This is a genomic window from Sphingomonas sp. S-NIH.Pt15_0812, assembly GCF_003951315.1.
Classification (GTDB): domain Bacteria; phylum Pseudomonadota; class Alphaproteobacteria; order Sphingomonadales; family Sphingomonadaceae; genus Sphingomonas.
The window spans coordinates 25,008-42,285 of the sequence record NZ_QLJH01000028.1 but is presented as its reverse complement, the minus strand read 5'-3'; the positions used below and the strand labels follow the sequence as shown (position 1 = coordinate 42,285).

General features: G+C 68.1%; 14 protein-coding genes and 1 riboswitch. Of the genes, 13 read left to right on the top strand and 1 reads right to left on the bottom strand.

Going from position 1 to position 17,278, the window contains the following annotated elements; all coding sequences use genetic code 11:
* The first annotated feature begins 135 nt into the window (after positions 1–135).
* The 13 genes from BRX43_RS15825 to BRX43_RS15765 all read left to right on the top strand — a co-directional run bounded on the left by BRX43_RS15825 (position 136) and on the right by BRX43_RS15765 (position 15,911).
* Entirely contained in the window at positions 136–885 is a 750-nt protein-coding gene (locus tag BRX43_RS15825) for a TlyA family RNA methyltransferase (RefSeq protein ID WP_125996066.1), read from the top strand.
* 94 nt (positions 886–979) lie between these two features.
* Positions 980–1,531 (top strand): TspO/MBR family protein, encoded by a 552-nt coding sequence (locus BRX43_RS15820; RefSeq protein WP_241215003.1) that lies wholly within the window; start codon positions 980–982, stop codon positions 1,529–1,531.
* 22 nt (positions 1,532–1,553) lie between these two features.
* Entirely contained in the window at positions 1,554–1,817 is a 264-nt protein-coding gene (locus BRX43_RS15815) for an accessory factor UbiK family protein (protein ID WP_125996057.1), read from the top strand.
* 85 nt (positions 1,818–1,902) lie between these two features.
* On the top strand, positions 1,903–2,403 hold the full coding sequence (locus tag BRX43_RS15810) for a YbjN domain-containing protein (RefSeq protein ID WP_125996056.1): 501 nt from the start codon (positions 1,903–1,905) through the stop codon (positions 2,401–2,403).
* A complete protein-coding gene (locus tag BRX43_RS15805) occupies positions 2,400–2,984 on the top strand; it encodes an NAD(P)-binding domain-containing protein (protein ID WP_241215002.1) in 585 nt (194 codons plus the stop codon). Before BRX43_RS15810 ends, BRX43_RS15805 begins: the two co-directional genes overlap by 4 nt.
* 20 nt (positions 2,985–3,004) lie before the next feature.
* Positions 3,005–4,171 (top strand): glycosyltransferase, encoded by a 1,167-nt coding sequence (locus tag BRX43_RS15800; RefSeq protein WP_241215001.1) that lies wholly within the window; start codon positions 3,005–3,007, stop codon positions 4,169–4,171.
* 38 nt (positions 4,172–4,209) lie between these two features.
* Positions 4,210–4,319, top strand: a riboswitch (TPP riboswitch).
* A 42-nt stretch (positions 4,320–4,361) separates the two neighbouring features.
* A complete protein-coding gene (locus BRX43_RS15795; protein ID WP_125996055.1) occupies positions 4,362–6,662 on the top strand; it encodes a TonB-dependent receptor in 2,301 nt (766 codons plus the stop codon).
* Positions 6,663–6,664: 2 nt separating this feature from the next.
* Entirely contained in the window at positions 6,665–7,819 is a 1,155-nt protein-coding gene (locus tag BRX43_RS15790) for an aminoglycoside phosphotransferase family protein (RefSeq protein WP_241215000.1), read from the top strand.
* Positions 7,819–8,367, top strand: coding sequence for a nicotinamide riboside transporter PnuC (gene pnuC / locus BRX43_RS15785; protein ID WP_125996054.1), 549 nt, complete (start codon positions 7,819–7,821; stop codon positions 8,365–8,367). Before BRX43_RS15790 ends, pnuC begins: the two co-directional genes overlap by 1 nt.
* A gap of 416 nt (positions 8,368–8,783) precedes the next feature.
* Entirely contained in the window at positions 8,784–10,025 is a 1,242-nt protein-coding gene (locus BRX43_RS15780) for an efflux RND transporter periplasmic adaptor subunit (RefSeq protein WP_125996053.1), read from the top strand.
* A gap of 79 nt (positions 10,026–10,104) precedes the next feature.
* Positions 10,105–13,275, top strand: a complete 3,171-nt coding sequence (locus BRX43_RS15775) for a multidrug efflux RND transporter permease subunit (RefSeq protein WP_125996052.1) — start codon at positions 10,105–10,107, stop codon at positions 13,273–13,275.
* An 11-nt stretch (positions 13,276–13,286) separates the two neighbouring features.
* Complete coding sequence (locus BRX43_RS15770; protein ID WP_125996051.1) at positions 13,287–14,684, top strand: TolC family protein; 1,398 nt, start codon at positions 13,287–13,289, stop codon at positions 14,682–14,684.
* Between the two features lie 225 nt (positions 14,685–14,909).
* Positions 14,910–15,911: an acyltransferase gene (locus BRX43_RS15765; RefSeq protein ID WP_206433244.1), complete on the top strand. Its 1,002-nt coding sequence runs from the start codon at positions 14,910–14,912 to the stop codon at positions 15,909–15,911.
* Between the two features lie 79 nt (positions 15,912–15,990).
* On the opposite strand, the gene BRX43_RS15760 is transcribed toward BRX43_RS15765, so the two are convergent.
* Positions 15,991–17,184 carry an MBL fold metallo-hydrolase gene (locus BRX43_RS15760; RefSeq protein WP_125996062.1) on the bottom strand — a complete coding sequence of 398 codons (1,194 nt, stop codon included), beginning with the start codon at positions 17,182–17,184 and terminating at the stop codon, positions 15,991–15,993.
* Positions 17,185–17,278 lie beyond the last annotated feature (94 nt).

Genomic DNA, 17,278 nt, shown 5'->3' with positions numbered 1-17,278 from the left:
GTCAGGGTCCGCCGTGACGCTACACCCTATGACCGCAACATATTCCTACCAAGCCGATAGGCAATAGCCGTCGCGTCGGAGCGATGGCGGGTTGCGGTAGGACGTTGCGCTTGTCATGGCCGATCCATGAACAAGATGGCCAAGCAGCGCGCGGACCAGATGCTGGTCGATCGGGGACTGGTGGAGTCGCGGGCGCGGGCGCAGGCGCTGATCATGGCGGGGCTGGTGTTCGTCGGCGATCGCAAGGTCGACAAGCCGGGCCAAGCGCTGGCGGCGGACGTGGTGCTCGACGTGCGCGGACGCGACCATCCCTGGGTGTCGCGCGGAGGGATCAAGCTGGCCCATGCCCTGGCCCATTTCGGGCTGGACGTGACCGGGCAGGTCGCGATCGATGTCGGTTCCTCGACCGGCGGCTTCACCGACGTGCTGCTGCAAGGCGGCGCGGCGCGCGTTTATGCGGTCGACAGCGGCACCAACCAGCTCGCCTGGAAGCTGCGCCAGGACGAACGCGTGATCGTCCACGAACAGACCAGCGCCCGCATCCTGACCGCCGACCATATTCCGGAGCCGGTCGACCTGATCGTCTGCGATGCCAGCTTCATCGGCCTGGCCAAGGTGCTGGAGCGCCCGATGACGTTCGCCAGACCGGGCACGCGCCTCGTCGCGCTGATCAAGCCGCAGTTCGAGGCGGGGCGTGAGGAGGTCGGCAAGGGCGGCGTGGTGCGCGACCCGGTCGTCCACCAACGCGTCTGCGACGAGGTCGCGGCATGGATGGGCGCGCAGGGCTGGTCGGTCGAGGGCATCGTCGCCAGCCCGATCACCGGGCCGGAAGGCAATGTCGAATTCCTGATTTCCGCCCGCCATCCGCCCGTTGACGCAGGGTGATGAGCGACCAAGCCCGGGAAAAACGGGACAGGCGGTTTACTGGTCCTTCATCCTGCGGCAGGACATGGGCGGTGCGAAGATCTCAGGAGCCAATGTGAACGGTATCGCGTCGAAGGGGCAGTTGCGGGCATCCTATCTGCGATGGGCGGTCGTCACCGTGCCGTTGATGCTGCTGCTGGGCTTCGCGTCCGGGCGATCGGTCCCGGCCGGGTCGGAAAACGGCTGGTACGTCGCGCTCGCCAAGCCCGAGCTGACGCCGCCCGGCTGGATGTTCCCGGTCGCCTGGACGATCATCTATATCTGTCAGGGACTGGCGCTGGCGATGATCCTGAACGCGCGCGGCGCGCGAGGACGGATGACGGCGGTCGCGCTGTTCGCGATCGGCGTGGTCGCGGCGCTCGTCTGGATGCCGTTGTTCTTCGGCGCGCACCGGATCGTCGCGGCCGCGGTGCTGATCTCCGCGATGGTGGTGATCGGCATCGCCACGGCCTTCGCGTTCGGGCGCATCCGGCCGCTGGCCGCGTGGCTGCTGGTGCCCTATCTGGTGTGGATCAGCTTTGCGACGGTGCTGACCTGGAGCATCCACCAGCGCAATCCCGATGCCGAGACAGTTGCGCCGGCGGCGCGCAGCTCCCAACTCTTGTAATCCCCGCCGATTGGAATTCGACATGCAATCCGAGAACCGCATCTTCGACGATCTCGCCAAGCTGATGAACGGCGCGGCCGGCACCATCGCCGGCATGGGCCGCGAGGCGGAATCGACCGCTCGTGCCCGCGCGCGCGACTGGATCGGTGGCCTGGACTTCGTCAGCCGCGACGAGTTCGAGACGGTCAAGGCGATCGCCATCGCCGCGCGCGAGGAGGCCGATGCGCTGCGCGTCCGGCTCGACGCGCTGGAGGCCAAGGCGGCCGACCCGCTGCCCACGGCATGATGAATCTCGATCGAGTGCCGATGTCCCAGGACGGCGCGTGCGGAGGTCTCTTCCGTCGCGCCGCGATCGGTGCGACAGGATGCTGATGCTCGACCACGACGACCAGGCCGACGACGCTGCCCCCATCGACATGCTCGAGGCCTATTATGCTGCCCATGGCTGGGAGCATGAGCGGCATGACGATGAGATCATCGCCACGGTCAAGGGAAGCTGGGCCAGCTACGAGCTGCGCGCGCTGTGGCGCGAGGAGGACAGCGTCCTCCAGTTCCTGTGCTTCCCGGACATCAAGGTCACCGACGATCGTCGCGCGACGGTCTATGAGGCGATCGGGCTGGTCAACGAGCAGTTGTGGATCGGTCATTTCGAACTCTGGTCGTCGAGCGGCATCCTGCTGTTCCGCCACGCGGCGATGATCGATGGCGGCGACGATCGCGTCCTGTCGCTGACCGCCGCCGAATTGCTGGTCGAGTCGGCGATCGAGGAGTGCGAGCGCTTCTATCCGGTGTTCCAGTTCGTGCTCTGGGGCGGCAAGTCCCCGCGTGAGGCGCTGGCGGCCGCCCTGGTCGAAACCCAGGGCGAGGCATGAGCGGTCCCGGATCCGTGGCCGGCATGGCCGCCATCCCGCAGCCGCTCTGGATGATCGGTTGCGGCAATATGGGCGGCGCGATGCTGCGCGGCTGGATCGCCGCCGGGCTGGACCCCGCCGCCGTCACGGTGGTGACTCGCAGCGGGCAGGGGGCGCCGGCCGGCGTCCGGTCGCTGACCGCCCTGCCGGACGGCGAACGACCGGCGACATTGGTGCTGGCGGTCAAGCCGCAGCAACTCGATGACGTCGCGCCGATGCTGGCGGGCCTTGCGCCCGACCTGCTGGTGTCGATCCTGGCGGGGGTGGAAGCGGATGTGCTGGCCACCCGCATCCCGGCCGGCGCGGTGGTGCGCGCGATGCCCAATTTGCCGGTCGCCATCCGGCAGGGCGTGACCGCCTTGTTCAGCCCGAGCGATGCAGCCGACGTGCGTCAGGCAGCCGAGGCGCTGGCCCGGCCGCTGGGGCTTGCGGAATGGATCGCGGACGAACGGTCGTTCGACGCGGTGACCGCGCTGGCGGGCTGTGGGCCGGGCTTCGTCTTCCGCTTCGCCGATGCACTGGCGGCGGCGGCACGCGGTTGACCGATGATGAACATCGGGGCGTGACCACGCGTTCCCCGGCCATGCCGATCACGAAGCCCCGCATCCTGCTATGCTCGCCCATCCCGGTCACGCAGCATGAAGGGGGATGGCGGACGCTCGACCTCTGGGCGCGCGATATCAACGCCCAATCGGAGCAGGCGGACATCGTGCTGCTGTGTCCGATCGTCACCGGACCGATCGAGGACGGTGCGCCGCTCGCCTCGGCGATCGAGGTCGTCGACGAAGGGCATTTGTCGGGTGGCCCGACGCTCGATCGGATAGTGGAGTGGTCGACGGCGATCCAGCTGCCGGGCAATGGCGGCTGGCGGATGGCCCGCCGGTTCCGCCCGCTGCTGCGGACGGCGGCGGCCAAGGGGAAGGCGGTATTCCTGGGCATCACCAGCAACCGCGCCCGCACCGCCATATTGAATTCCAGGAACGGGTCGTGGCCGCGTCGCGTCCAGGGCCTGCTCCATTATGCGGATGTCCGGCTGTCGCAGACCTGGCTGGCGCGCCGCTGCGCCGGCGTGTTCGTGGTCGGCGAGGGGGTGCGGGCGCTGGTCGAGCCGGTCGCCCGGTCGATCCATGTCGGCGTGGCGAGCTGGATCCAGGTCGAGGATATCGTGCCGCCCCGCCCCCCGGTGGACCGGCCCTTGCGCGTCTGCATGGCTGGACGGTTGGAACCGATGAAGGGGTTTCACCTGGGTATCGAGGCCTTCGCCTTGGCGGGCGCGGAGCGTTTCGATCGACTGACGATCATCGGCAAGGGCGCGGAACAGGACAGGCTGGGTGCGCAGGCTCGTGCCGCCGGGCTGGCGAATTTCCAGCTCCTCCCGCCGGTCGGCTATCCCGATGCGTTCTTCCGTTTCCTGGACGAGTACGATGTCGTCCTGATGACCAATCTGAACGACGAGCAGCCGCGCCTGATCTTCGATGCGATCAGCCGCGGCTGCATCCCCGTCTGCCCCGATACCGTGCCGTACCGGGCCCTGGGGCTCGATCAGCGATTGCTATATCCGCAAGGCGATGTGGCAGCGCTCGCCGATCGCCTGCGCACCTTGTCTGACCCCAATCTGCGTCGCGACCTGTCCCTTGCGATCGCCGACCTCGCCCGGCGTTTCACCTTGCCGGCCATGCACAAGGCCCGCCTGGACTGGATGGCGTCGGTCAAGCAGGGCGGCGGCTGACGAGGGTGGTTCACCTGAGCGGCAAACCGGTATAGACGACGCCATCCCCGGGGGGCCGCTGATGCGCGGCTGAGATTTGGGCCGCAGCCCATGACCCGCTGAACCTGATCCGGATGATACCGGCGTAGGGAGGGTTGGCGGCTTTTCCCGTCGTCCCTTCATGTGAAGTGGACGCGAGACGATGCCGGTTATGAATATCCACGGTCGGACGACGATCCGCCGCGATGCTCTGCTGGTCGCGACGGCGTGGCTGGCATTGCCCGCCACGGCCGTGGCGCAACAGGCACCCGAGGCGCCCGCGGATATCCGGGTGATCGGCCATCGCGATCCGGAGGGGCTGTTGCCCGACGAGACCGAGCCGAACGCGGTCAGCGCGATCTCCGCCGACTTCATCGTCAAGCAGGCGCCGACCCTCAATGCCTTCCAGCTCGTCGGCCTGCTGCCCGGCGCGAATATCGCCTCCAGCGATCCCTATGGCCTGTCGACGAGTTCAAGCCTGACGCTTCGTGGCCTGGGCCAGGATGAGATCGCGGTGCTGCTGGAGGGCGCGCCGCAGAACGACATCGGCTATTACTATGCCTATCCGTCGCAATTTGCGGATCCGGCCAATATCCGGCAGATCGCGCTCGCACCGGGATCGGTGGATATCGGTGCGCCGACGGTCGTGGGGGCAGGCGGCCTGCTGTCGCTGACGCTCGACGATCCGAAGGCGACCCGCCAGCTGCTCGCCGACCTCTCGCTCGGATCGCACGACCTCCGCCGGGCCTTCGTCCGGGTCGATACGGGCACGATCGGGGGCAGCGGGGTGAAGGCGTTCCTGTCCTATTCCAACACCCGCGCCGACAATTGGCGCGGCGCGGGTTTCGACACGCGCCAGCACGTCGACGCCAAGCTGCTGCGGGACTGGTCGAACGGCAGCCGCGCCAGCCTCGCCTTGTCGTATAACGACGCCATTTCCTCCAGCTATCCCAGCCCGACCCTGGCCGAATGGCAGGCGCTCGGTCGTAAGTTCAATTACGATGCGCGCTACACGCCGGGGAACAGCAACTATTGGCGGCTGTACCGTGCGCCGTTCCGCAATCTCTACGCCTCCGCACCGGTTCACCTGGTGCTCGGCGATCGGCTGACGCTCGACGGCACGACCTATCTCCAGTTCGGCTATGGCAATTCGCCCTATGGCACGCAGCTCGCCACCACCGGCAATTACCTGGGGGCCGAGCCGCTGGCCGAGCCGATCGCGCTGCCCGGTGCGCAGGACGGCGTCGCGACGGTGATGGGCAATTATACCGGCGACCAGATGCGCGCCGGTCAGGTCGGCACGCTGACCGTGCAGGCCGGCGCCCACCAACTCTCTGCTGGGCTGTGGTACGACCACGGCACCGATCGCGTCACCCAGACCTATACCGCGGTCGACGCCGATGGTCGTCCGGCCGATCGCTGGGGCTACCGCAGCAAGGCGATCCGCGCCGCCGATGGCCGGCTGCTCGCCTATGAGAACCAGCGCACGGTCACCGTGACGAAAGGCGTCTTCCTGGCTGACCGCATCGCGCTCGGGCAGGACCTGAGCGTCGATATCGGCGTCAAGGGCGTCAACCTCCTGCGCAACGGCCGCAACTACCTGCCCGGGCCGCAGAGCCGGGTCAGGAGCGACAGCGTCGCCGTCCTGCCGCGCGCCGCCGTCCGCTACGCGATCGACGCGCGCCAGCAGCTCTTCGCCAATGTCACGACCAATTTCCGGACTCCCAACGAGTTCACGCTCTATGACAGCTATGACGGCGGCGTGGTCGCGACCCGTGGCACGAACGCGCTGAAGAACGAGTATTCCGTCTCGCAGGAACTGGGCTATCGCTATATCGGCGCCAATGTCTCGGCCTCGGTGACCGGTTTCCACGCCAAATTCCGCAATCGCCAGCTCGCGACCGTCGCCGATGTCGGCGGCGCGCTGGTGAACACCACGCTCAACGCGGGTGGGCAGACCTCCTATGGGGTCGATGCCGAGATCGACTATCGCCCGGCGCGGGGCGTCAGCGTCTATCTGTCGGGCGAGTATCTGCACGCGCGGATCGACGACGACCTGCCGGTCGGCGACGACCACCTGCCGACGCGGGGGCGGCATGCCGTGTCGAGCCCGACCGTGCAGATCGGCGGCGGCGGCACCTATGACGACGGACGGATATTCGGCAGCGTCGCGGGCAAATATGTCGGACGCCAATATGCGACCTTCCTGAACGATCAGAGCATCCGGGGCTATGCGACCGTCGACCTGGCGATCGGGCTCCATCTCGCCGACTGGTTCGGCGGCAAACGCACCGACCTGCGGGTCAACGCGATCAACGTCACCGATCCGCATGTGCTGGCCGGCGTGCAAGGGGTCACCACCAACGCGCAGGATGCGGTCGGCCGGAACGGCACGATCATCGCGGGCGCGGCGCCGACCTATTATATCGGCGGCGGCGCGGCGGTCACCGCCACCCTCTCGCGCAGCTTCTGAGCATGGTGGTCTTCGATGCGGCGGCGGCCGGCCACCATGTCCATGGCATGGGACTGGCCATGGAGGCGCCCACCTGGCCGGCGATCACGCCGGACGAAGCGGCGGCGATCCTCGCCCGCTTTCCGGCGGCCGGACGGATCGAGGCGTTGCGCTGGCATTCGCCGCGTCCCTTTTCCGCCGCGACGCTGATCGAGACCGGCGATGGAGGCCTGTTCCTCAAACGGCATCACCGGCGGGTTCGCACGGTCGCGGGCCTGATGGAGGAACATCGCTTCATCGCCCATCTGTCGGCCGCCGGCGCGCCGGTGCCGGAACTGCTCCACACGGCAGAGGGGGAAAGCGCCGTCGCATCGGGGCACTGGACCTATGAATTGCAACGCCAGGCGGCGGGCGACGATGGCTATCGCGACCGCCTGTCCTGGACGCCGTTCCGGTCGCTCGGCCATGCGCAGGCCGCCGGGGAAGCGCTGGCACGGCTGCATCGCGCCTCGCACGGGTTCGATGCGCCGGCGCGGCGTCAGCAGCCTTTGGTCGCCAGCTTCGCCATCCTGGCGGCGGCCGATCCGATGGCCGCCGTCGAGGCCTATGTCGAGGCCCGCCCGGCCCTGGCCGCGTTCCTGGCGGATCGACCGTGGCGACGTCGATTGTCGGCGCTGTTCGCGGCATCGGGGCGGGGGTTCCCGGCGATCGCGGCGCGTCAGGCGCCGCTATGGACGCATAACGACTGGCATCCGTCCAATCTGCTCTGGTCGGGGGATGGCCGGGTGCGGACCTGGCTCGATTTCGGCCTCGCCGATCGGAGCTGCGCGGCGCATGATCTGGCGATCGCGATCGAACGGACCGCCTTTGCCTGGCTGGAACTGGGGCAGGGGCGGGACGACGATCTGGCCGATCCGCTGGCGGCGGAGACGCTGATCGCGGGGTATCGGATGGGCGCTGCTCCGGATCCTTCGGTGGTACAGGCTTCGATCCGCCTGTTGCCGCTGGTCCATGTCGAATTCGCCCTGTCCGAGATCGATTATTTCGCCGGGATCGTCGACGATCGCGCGGCGGCGGCGCTGGCCTGGGACACCTATCTCCTCGGCCATGCCGAGTGGTTCCTGTCACCAGCCGGACGGGATGTTTGTGCCCGGCTATCGGACGGCGGGAGCGTCTGATGTCGCCGCTGGAGGTCGCCGGGGTCGCGACCAGTGTCCTGGCGATCTGGCTGACGGCGCGGCGCAATGTCTGGTGCTGGCCGCTGAACCTCGTCGCCTGTGCCCTGTATTTCAAGCTGTTCCTCGACGTGCGCCTCTACGCCGACATGGTGTTGCAGGCCCTGTTCGGGATCGGCATCCTGTATGGCTGGATCGTCTGGAGCCGGGGTCGGCGCGACACGGGCCAGGTCGTGGTGATGCCGCTGCCGGGGCGGCGGGCCGTGGTGGGGATCGCGGCCGGCACGCTGGGGGCGCTGGCAATCGGGTGGTTCACCAGCCGCCACACCGATGCGGCGCTGCCCTGGATGGACGCGACGCTCAGCAGCTTCAGCCTCGTCGCGCAATATTGGACGGCGCGGCGCCACCGGGAAAGCTGGCTGCTCTGGATCGCGGTCGACATCGTCTATGTCGGCATGTTCCTCGCCAAGGGACTGGTGCCGACGGCGGGCCTCTATGCGGTGATGATCGGTCTGGCGGTGATCGGCTATCGGGACTGGCGAAAGTCGTGATCGATTCGACAAAATCTCTACCGGCCGGTACAAAAGGCGTTGACGAAACGGTTCGGCGTTAATATACCAGTCAGTATAGAAGGAGGCGCCATCCGAAGCGCCCTGGCTCGCGAGGACGCCGCTATGCTCCATCCTGTTTTCCCGGTGGTGTCCGCCCTGTAATCGGCGGCACCCGGACCAGCGTATATCTCTCATCATGGACCCGATCCGCCTGACGCCCGGCGTCATGGCGATGATGGTCCACACCTGCGCGCCAGCGTCACGGCCCTTGCAAAGGGTGGTGGCGGACGTCCGGCCTTGCCCTGACGCGGCGCGCCCATGACCATGAAGGAAGGACAGCTCATGGCCTATGTCGATTTTCACGGCGATTCCGGGTTGACCGTCGGTGCCGGCAGGGCGCGATCGGAGCCACGCGCATGAACATGCTCAGCCCGATCGATGCCCCCGTCGATGACGCCCGAGCCGACGCCCATCGGGGTCGGTGGCGGCGGGTCGGCTGGATCGCCTTGCCCGTCGTGGCGGTCGCTGGCGCCTGGACCCTGTTCCGTCACGACGAACCGGCCGTGGCGGCGATGCCGCCGCCAACCGTCGAGGTCGCGCAGCCCCTGGTCCGCGAGGTGACCGAATGGGACGATTATGTCGGCCGCTTCGAGGCGTCGAAATCCGTCCAGGTGCGCCCCCGCGTCTCCGGCGCGATCACCGCGGTGCATTTCACCGACGGCGCGATCGTTCGGAAGGGCCAGTTGCTGTTCACGATCGACCCTCGCCCCTTCGCCGCCAGCCTGGCCGAGGCGCGGGCCAGCGTCGCCAGTGCGAACAGCGACCTGTCGCTGGCACGCGCCAATCTGGATCGCGCCAACCGATTGGTCGCCGACGATGCGGTGTCGAAGAGCGATCTCGACCAGCTCGCCGCCCGTGTCCGCGCCGGGCAGGCCGCCCTGGTCGCGGCGCAGGCGCGCGTCCAGGCCCGCGCGCTGGATGTCGAGTTCACCCAGGTCCGTGCGCCGATCGCCGGCCGCATCTCCGATCGCCGGATCGATGCCGGCAATCTGGTGACCGCCGGCGACACCGGCGGCACGTTGCTGACGACGATCAACGCGCTCGATCCCATCTATTTCGCCTTCGATGCGTCGGAGGGCCTGTTCCTCAAGTCCAGGCGCGCCGGGGCGGAAGGGTCGATGGTTCAGGTCCGGTTGCAGGATGAGGCGAGTTACGGCCGATCGGGTAGGCTGGACTTCACCGACAATGGGCTCGACCCGCGTTCGGGCACGGTGCGGGGGCGGGCGGTGCTGGCCAATCCCGACCTGTTCCTGACGCCGGGCATGTTCGGCAATATGCGGCTCGCCAGTGGCACGGCCGTGCGTGCGTTGCTGGTGCCCGATGCCGCGATCCAGACCGATCAGGCGCGCAAGACGGTGCTGACCGTCGCGCGCGACGGCACCGTCGCCGCCAAGGGCGTCGTGCTGGGGCCGGTCGTCGACGGGCTGCGCATCGTGCGCAGCGGCCTGGAAGCCGGCGACCGCGTCGTCGTCAGCGGCACGCAGATGGCGATGCCCGGCGCGAAGGTGACCGTCCGGCCCGGCCGGATCGCCGCGAACCGCGCAGCGGCCGCGCCCATGCCCGTGGCGATGGTCGGCGAGGCGACGCTGACCCGGTAGCGCACCGTCGCCGGCCGGCGACCACCAGACCCATCCCGATCTTCTCTCGTCGTCGCCCCATGGGGCGAGGAGGCTATCCATGCGCCTGTCGCGCTTCTTCATCACGCGGCCGATCTTCGCCGCCGTCATCGCGGTCGTCATCACGATCGTCGGGGCGCTGGCCTATCTGGGCCTGCCCGTCTCGCAATATCCCAACATCGTGCCGCCCACCGTCACCGTCGCCGCGACCTATCCGGGCGCATCGGCCGAGACGGTGGCGGAGACGGTCGCCGCGCCGATCGAGCAGGAGATCAACGGCGTCGACGGCATGATCTACCAGTCGTCGCAATCGACCGGCGACGGCCGCGCGACGATCACGGTCACCTTCAAGCCCGGCACCGACCTCGACGCCGCGCAGGTGCTGGTCCAGAACCGCGTCGCCATCGCCACGCCGCGCCTGCCCCAGGAGGTGCAGCGGCTGGGCATCGTCACCAAGAAGACCTCGCCCGACTTCCTGATGGTCGTGAACCTCGTGTCCCCCGACCGCTCGCTCGACACCCAATATCTGTCCAATTATGCGCTGACCCAGGTCAAGGACCGCCTGGCGCGGATCGAGGGCGTGGGCGATGTCCAGCTGTTCGGCGCGCGCGACTATGCGATGCGGGTGTGGATCGATCCGGGTCGCGCCGCCGCGCTCGGCCTGACCGCCGGCGACATCGTGGCGGCGCTCCGGGCGCAGAATGTGCAGGTCGCGGCGGGCACGCTGGGCCAGCCGCCCTATAACCAGGGCAATGCCTTTCAGCTCAACGTCGAGACGCAAGGGCGGCTGACCGAGCCGCAGCAATTCGCCGACATCGTCATCCGCACCGATGCGGACGGTCGCCAGGTCCGGGTGCGCGATGTCGGTCGCGTCGAACTGGGCGCGGCGGACTATTCCACCAACACCTATCTGTCCGGCGAGCCGACCGTACTGCTCGGCGTGTTCCAGCGCCCCGGCTCCAACGCGCTGGCCGCCGCCAAGGCGATCACCGCCGAGATGGACACGGTGCAGAAGACCTTCCCCAAGGGGCTGGCCTATCGCGTCATCTACAATCCGACCGAGTTCATCGCCCAGTCGATCGACGAGGTGATGCACACGCTGCTGGAAGCGATCGTCCTCGTCGTGCTGGTCATCATAGTTTTCCTGCAGCGCTGGCGGGCGGCGATCATCCCGGTCGTGGCCATCCCCGTCTCGCTGATCGGCACCTTCGCGGTGCTGCTGCTGGTCGGCTATTCGCTGAACAACCTGTCGCTGTTCGGGCTGGTGCTGGCGATCGGCATCGTCGTCGACGACGCGATCGTCGTGGTCGAGAATGTCGAGCGCAACCTGGCCGGCGGCATGACGCCGCTCCAGGCCGCCTTCACTTCGATGGACGAGGTCGCGGGCGCGCTGGTCGCGATCGTCGCGGTGCTGTGCGCGGTGTTCATCCCGACACTGTTCATGAACGGCATCTCCGGCGCCTTCTACCAGCAATTCGCCGCGACGATCTCCACCGCGACGATCATCTCCCTGATCGTCTCGCTGACCCTGTCGCCGGCGCTGGCCGCGATCCTGCTCAAGAACCATGTCGAGGATCATGGCGGGCAGGGGCTGGTGATGCGCCGGGTGCGCGCCGCCGGCGATGCGTTCAATCGCGGGTTCGATTCGCTCAGCGCCCGCTACAGCCGACTGACCCAGGCGCTCGTCACCCGGCCGAAGCGCGTGATGGCCACCTATGCCGGGCTGATCGCGGCGACCATCGCAATGCTGTGGTCGACGCCGACCGGCTTCATCCCGCAACAGGACCAGGGCTATTTCCTGACCGTCATCCAGTTGCCGCCCGGCTCGTCGGTCGAGCGGACCGACGCGGTGATGCGCAAGGTCGCGGCCCGCATCCTGCCGCTCGCCGGCGTGAAGGGCGCGGTGATGCTGGCCGGCTTCGACGGCCCGTCACAGACGCTCGCCCCCAATGCCGCTGCGGCCTACATCCCGCTCAAGGACTTCAAGGATCGCAAGGGCATCCATGTCAGCCAGATCATGGCCGAGGCGCAGAAGGCGACCGCCGACATCACCGAGGCGCGGCTGATGATCGTGCCGCCGCCGGTCATCCAGGGCATCGGCGCGGCCGGCGGCTTCCGCATGATGGTGCAGGATCGGGGCGGCCATGGCTATCAGGCGCTGGGGCAGGAGGCCCATGCCCTGATCGCCAAGGCCAACACCGCGCCGGGCCTGGCGGGCGCCTATACCTTCTTCGACACCGCCACGCCGCGCGTCTTCGCCGATATCGACCGGGCCAAGGCCGATCTGCTCGGCGTGCCGCCGGAGCGGGTGTTCGAAGCGCTGAACATCTATCTGGGTTCGGCCTTCGTCAACGACTTCAACCTGCTCGGCCGGACCTATCGAGTCACCGCCCAGGCCGATGCGCCGTTCCGCGCGACCGAGGCCGATATCGCCAATCTGAAGACCCGGTCGAACGCCGGGGGGATGGTGCCGATCGGATCGGTCGCCACCTTCCGCGACAAGACCGGCCCCTACCGCGTCGTCCGCTACAACATGTTCCCGGCGGTCGAGCTGGACGGCAACACCGCACCGGGTTTCTCGTCGGGCCAGTCGCTGGTGACGATGGAGAAGCTGGCCGCCGATACGCTGCCCGCCGGCTACAGCACCGAATGGACCGACATCGCCTTCCAGCAGCGGCTGGCCGGCAACACGGCGGCGGTCATCTTCGCGCTCGCCGTCGTCTTCGTCTTCCTGGTGCTGGCGGCGCAATATGAAAGCCTGGTGCTGCCGCTGGCGATCATCATGATCGTGCCGATGTGCCTGCTGGCGGCGATGATCGGCGTCAACCTGCGCGGGATGGACAATAATGTCCTGACCCAGATCGGCCTGGTCGTGCTGATCGCGCTCGCCGCCAAGAATGCGATCCTCGTCGTCGAGTTCGCGCGGCAGGCCGAGTTGCAGGACGGATTGTCGCCGGTCGAGGCGGCGGTGCGTGCGGCCGGCGATCGGTTGCGCCCGATCCTGATGACCAGCTTCGCCTTCGTGCTGGGGGCGGTGCCGCTGCTCGTCGCGACCGGGGCCGGGGCCGAACTGCGCCAGGCGCTCGGCACGGCGGTGTTCTTCGGAATGCTCGGCGTCACCGGCTTCGGCCTGATCTTCACCCCGACCTTCTATGTCGTCTGCCGCGCGCTGAGCGATCGGCTCCGCCGCGACCGGGCGGTGCCCGCCGCCCGGTGGCAGCCGGCCGAATGAGGAACCTCTCCATGATCCGCATCATCTTGGCCTCCGCGTCGGCGCTCGCCCTGGCAGCCTGCGCGGTCGGCCCCGATTACCGGCCGCCCGCCCCGCTCCTGGCGGCGGACAGCCATTTCCTGATGGCCGGTCCCGCCGTCACCGCCACCGCGACCGGAAATGATCGCTGGTGGCAGCTTTACCGCGATCCCGTGCTCGACGGGCTGATCGCCGATGCGCTCGCAGCGAATACGGATATCCGGGTCGCCGTCGCGCGGCTGGCGCGAGCGCGGGCATCCCTGCGCGAGGTGCGCGGCGACCGCCAGCCACAGGCGACGGCGGGGGCCAGCACCACCTATGGCCGTCTCTCCGCGATCCAACGCCCGCTCGGCGTCCAGCGCGAGGACTGGACGATCGATACCGGGTTGGATGTCGCCTATGAGGTCGACCTGTTCGGCCGCGTGTCCCGCAATATCGAGGCGGCGCGTGGCGAGGTCGGCGCGGCGCAGGCCGATGTCGAGGCGGTACGCGTCGCGGTGGTCGCCGACACGACCCGTGCCTATGCCGATGCCGCCTCCGCCGCGGAGCGACTGACGGTCGCCGAGCGGATCGTCGCCTTGCTCGACCGCTCGCTGCGCGTCACGCAGGGGCGGGCGCAGGTCGGCCTGACCACCGGGCTCGACAGCGCCCGGATCGCCGCGCTGCGCAACCAGCGCCAGGCGGATGTGCCGGCACTGGTCGCGGAGCGGCAGGCAGCCTTGTTCCGGCTGGCGACCCTGACCGGCCGGATGCCGGCCGAGTTGCCGGCGATCGCCGGGGGCCGCGCCACCACGCTGCGGCTCGACCAGCCGATCCCGGTCGGCGACGGTTTCGCGCTGCTGGTGCGCCGTCCCGATGTCCGGGCCGCTGAGCGTCGCCTGGCCGCCGCCACCGCGCGGATCGGGGTCGCGACCGCCGACCTCTATCCCCGCATCAGCCTGGGCGGTTCGATCGGCTCGACGGGGACGGGGGTCGGGAGCCTGTTCGGCGCGGGGCCGCTCAACTGGCTGCTCGGGCCGCTCCTCAACTGGAGCGTCAATCCGACCAAGGCGCGGGCACGGATCGCGGGCGCGGAGGCCGACAGCAAGGCCGCGCTTGCCACGTTCGACGGGACCGTCCTCATCGCACTGGAGGAGACCGAGACCGCGCTCTCCACCTATGCCCAGGCATTGCAGCGACGCACTGCGCTCCAGGCGGCGCGCGACCAGGCGGCCGTCGCGGCGCGCATCACGCGGGCACAGCAGCGGGAGGGGCAGATCGACAGTCTCGCGCAACTGGATGCCGAGCGAACCTTTGCGGACACGGAGGCCGCGCTGGCGCTGGCCGATGCGCAGATCTCGCGGCAACAGATCGATCTCTTCCGCGCCCTGGGCGGTGGCTGGACCACCTGATCGTCCGGGGTGGGGGAACGGCTTCACTCTCGCTCATGACGATCGGGGCGTCCGGCACGATGTCGTCCGGCGCGGCGTGCGATGCCGGCCGGACATCGACTCACCAATGTTCAATTGTGAAATAATACATCGTATATCAACCTATTAGAGCGATTATACCTTTGCTTGTTAACCATAATGACCCTAGGCCGCCCCCGGAAAAGGGGCAGCATTATGGACCTACCGGTGCAAGCGCGTTCCCAAGGCCTGGACATCGTTCGCGGGACGGCGGTGATCCTGATGGTCGTGTACCATATGTGCGAATATGCCCCGACGCCGACAAATGCGTCTTTGATGACGATCTGCCTGGCGCTGACGGCCTTCCGTATGCCGGTGCTCTTCCTGATTTCCGGTTTCCTGTCCGCCGGCATCGTCAACAAGCCGAAGCGGCAGGCCTTGTCGCGCGTGACGAACCTGGCATGGCTGTACGTGCTATGGCTGCCGGTGATGCTGTTGGCGTCGCCGGAAAAGGTGCGGGCGGATGCGGTCTATATCCTGGACAATGTCTGGCGGCCCGCGACCGAATTATGGTTCATCTGGGCCTTGATGATCCTGATCGCGTCGCTGTTCATCGTGGTGAAGATCCCACGCCGCACCGTGCTGCTTGCCTCGCTGCTCGTCGCGACCATCGACTATAGCGGCATATTCGGCCTGACCTTCGGTCACGACAATCTGCTGCGATATGCCCCGATGTTCTATGTCGGCGCGCTGTGCCGGGCGGAAGTGGCAGGGCTGATCAAGGCTCCGTTCTCGCTGCGCTCGGCGAGCATCGTCGTGGTCGGCATCGCAGCGATCCATGTCATCAGCGAGCTTTTCCGGCATTCCCAGGGTTGGCAGCTTTTCGGCCCGATCGAGCGGATTTCGGTCTGCGCGGCGGCGATCTATCTGCTCAAGCCCGTCGAGATGATGCCGGCCGTCGCCAATGCGCTGGCATCGGTCGGACAGAAGACCTTGCCCATCTATCTCCTGCACTTGCCGCTCTGGATGGCGCTCAAGCCGGTGATCCCGAAGCTGGGAGGGGTGGCGACGCCCCTGTTGAGCGCCAGCCTTCTGGTCGTGGCATGTTTGCTGATCCACCATGCGGCTCGCCATAGCCGTATGAAGTGGTTGTTCGGACAGCCGCTCTGGTGGTCCAACGGCATCGCACAGGCGGCTTGGGCCGTGGATCGCCGATACATGGCCCGGTAAGCACAGGACGACGCCGGTTTTCGATAACGACGTTGCCGACGCGTCACGCACCGGTCACGACATCCCGTCCATCATGATGCTAGCGGAGCCCGCGCACCGCTGGCGTGTCGAGGCAGCGCGACAGGGCGGCGGGGTCGGCCTTTGCCGTTTCGGCCGACGGCGGACCGTTCAGGGGCGGGATGGCGACCGGCCGCCCGATTTGTACATACGTGAAACGGCGATCGGTGATGCCCGAGCAGCGCATCGCTGCCGCCAGCAGTTGGGGCGGGGTGCGATAGGCCTCGTAGGACAGCCGGAACGTACCCCAGTGGATCGGGATGGCGGTCCGCGCGCCCAGCCGGTCGAACACCGACACGGCGTGGAGCGGGCCGATATGCGCCCCCGATGCCATTTGTCCGGGCGCGAAACGGAACGCCCCGATCGGGATCAGCGCCAGCCGGATCGGCCCGAGCCGGCGCGCCTCGCGCGGCCATTCGCCATCGCCGAAGCCGGTATCGCCCGCGAAGAACAGATTGCCGCCCGGCAGCGTCACGACGAAGCTGGACCAGAGCGCACGGTTGCGATCCGTGAACCAACGGCTGCCCCAATGATGGTTGCGCGTCACCGCGACGCCGACGCCCGGACGACCGCCGACCGGCACGACGCCTCCCCAGTCCGCCGCCACCGCCTGGATACCATGGGCGCGCAGGATCGCGTCATTGCCCAGGCTGGTGACGATCCGCGGGTGATCGCGGTCCCAGAGCCGCTTCAGCGTGGCGAGATCGAGATGGTCGTAATGATTGTGGCTGATCAGGATGAGGTCGACATGCGGCAGGTCGGCGAGCGCGATGCCGGGCCCCGCGACGCGCTTCGGTCCGAAGCCGAACGGACCCGAACGCTCCGCCCAGACCGGATCGGTCAGGATGGAAAGACCCGGCACCTGCACCAGCACGCTGGCATGGCCGATCCAGGTCGCGCGCATCGGTATCGTCGCGGCGGACGACAGTGGCGCTAGTTCCGCCGTGCTCGCCGGTCGAACCGGGACCTGGGTCGGCCAGGGCGGGCGGTCGTCGCTGCCGGTCAGGTAGCGCCAGAAGAAGCCGGCGCGGCTGCCGCCGCCGGGCGTATGGCCGGTATCCTCGTCGCCATCGGGATTGGCAAAATGCGCGCCATCGAAATGGCCGCTGACCGGTCCGCGATAATAGATCCGGTCGAGGAAGCGCGGGACGGCGACTGCCGCCACGGCGAGGAGGATCAGCAACAGCAACAGGACCGCGCCAAGGCGTCGGAGCAGATAGGCCAAGCGCGCATCCCTATGCCGGCAAGGATCGGGAGACGCTTAACGCCGATCAGCCGGTCCGGTTCATTGCCATCGGCAAAGCGCCTTT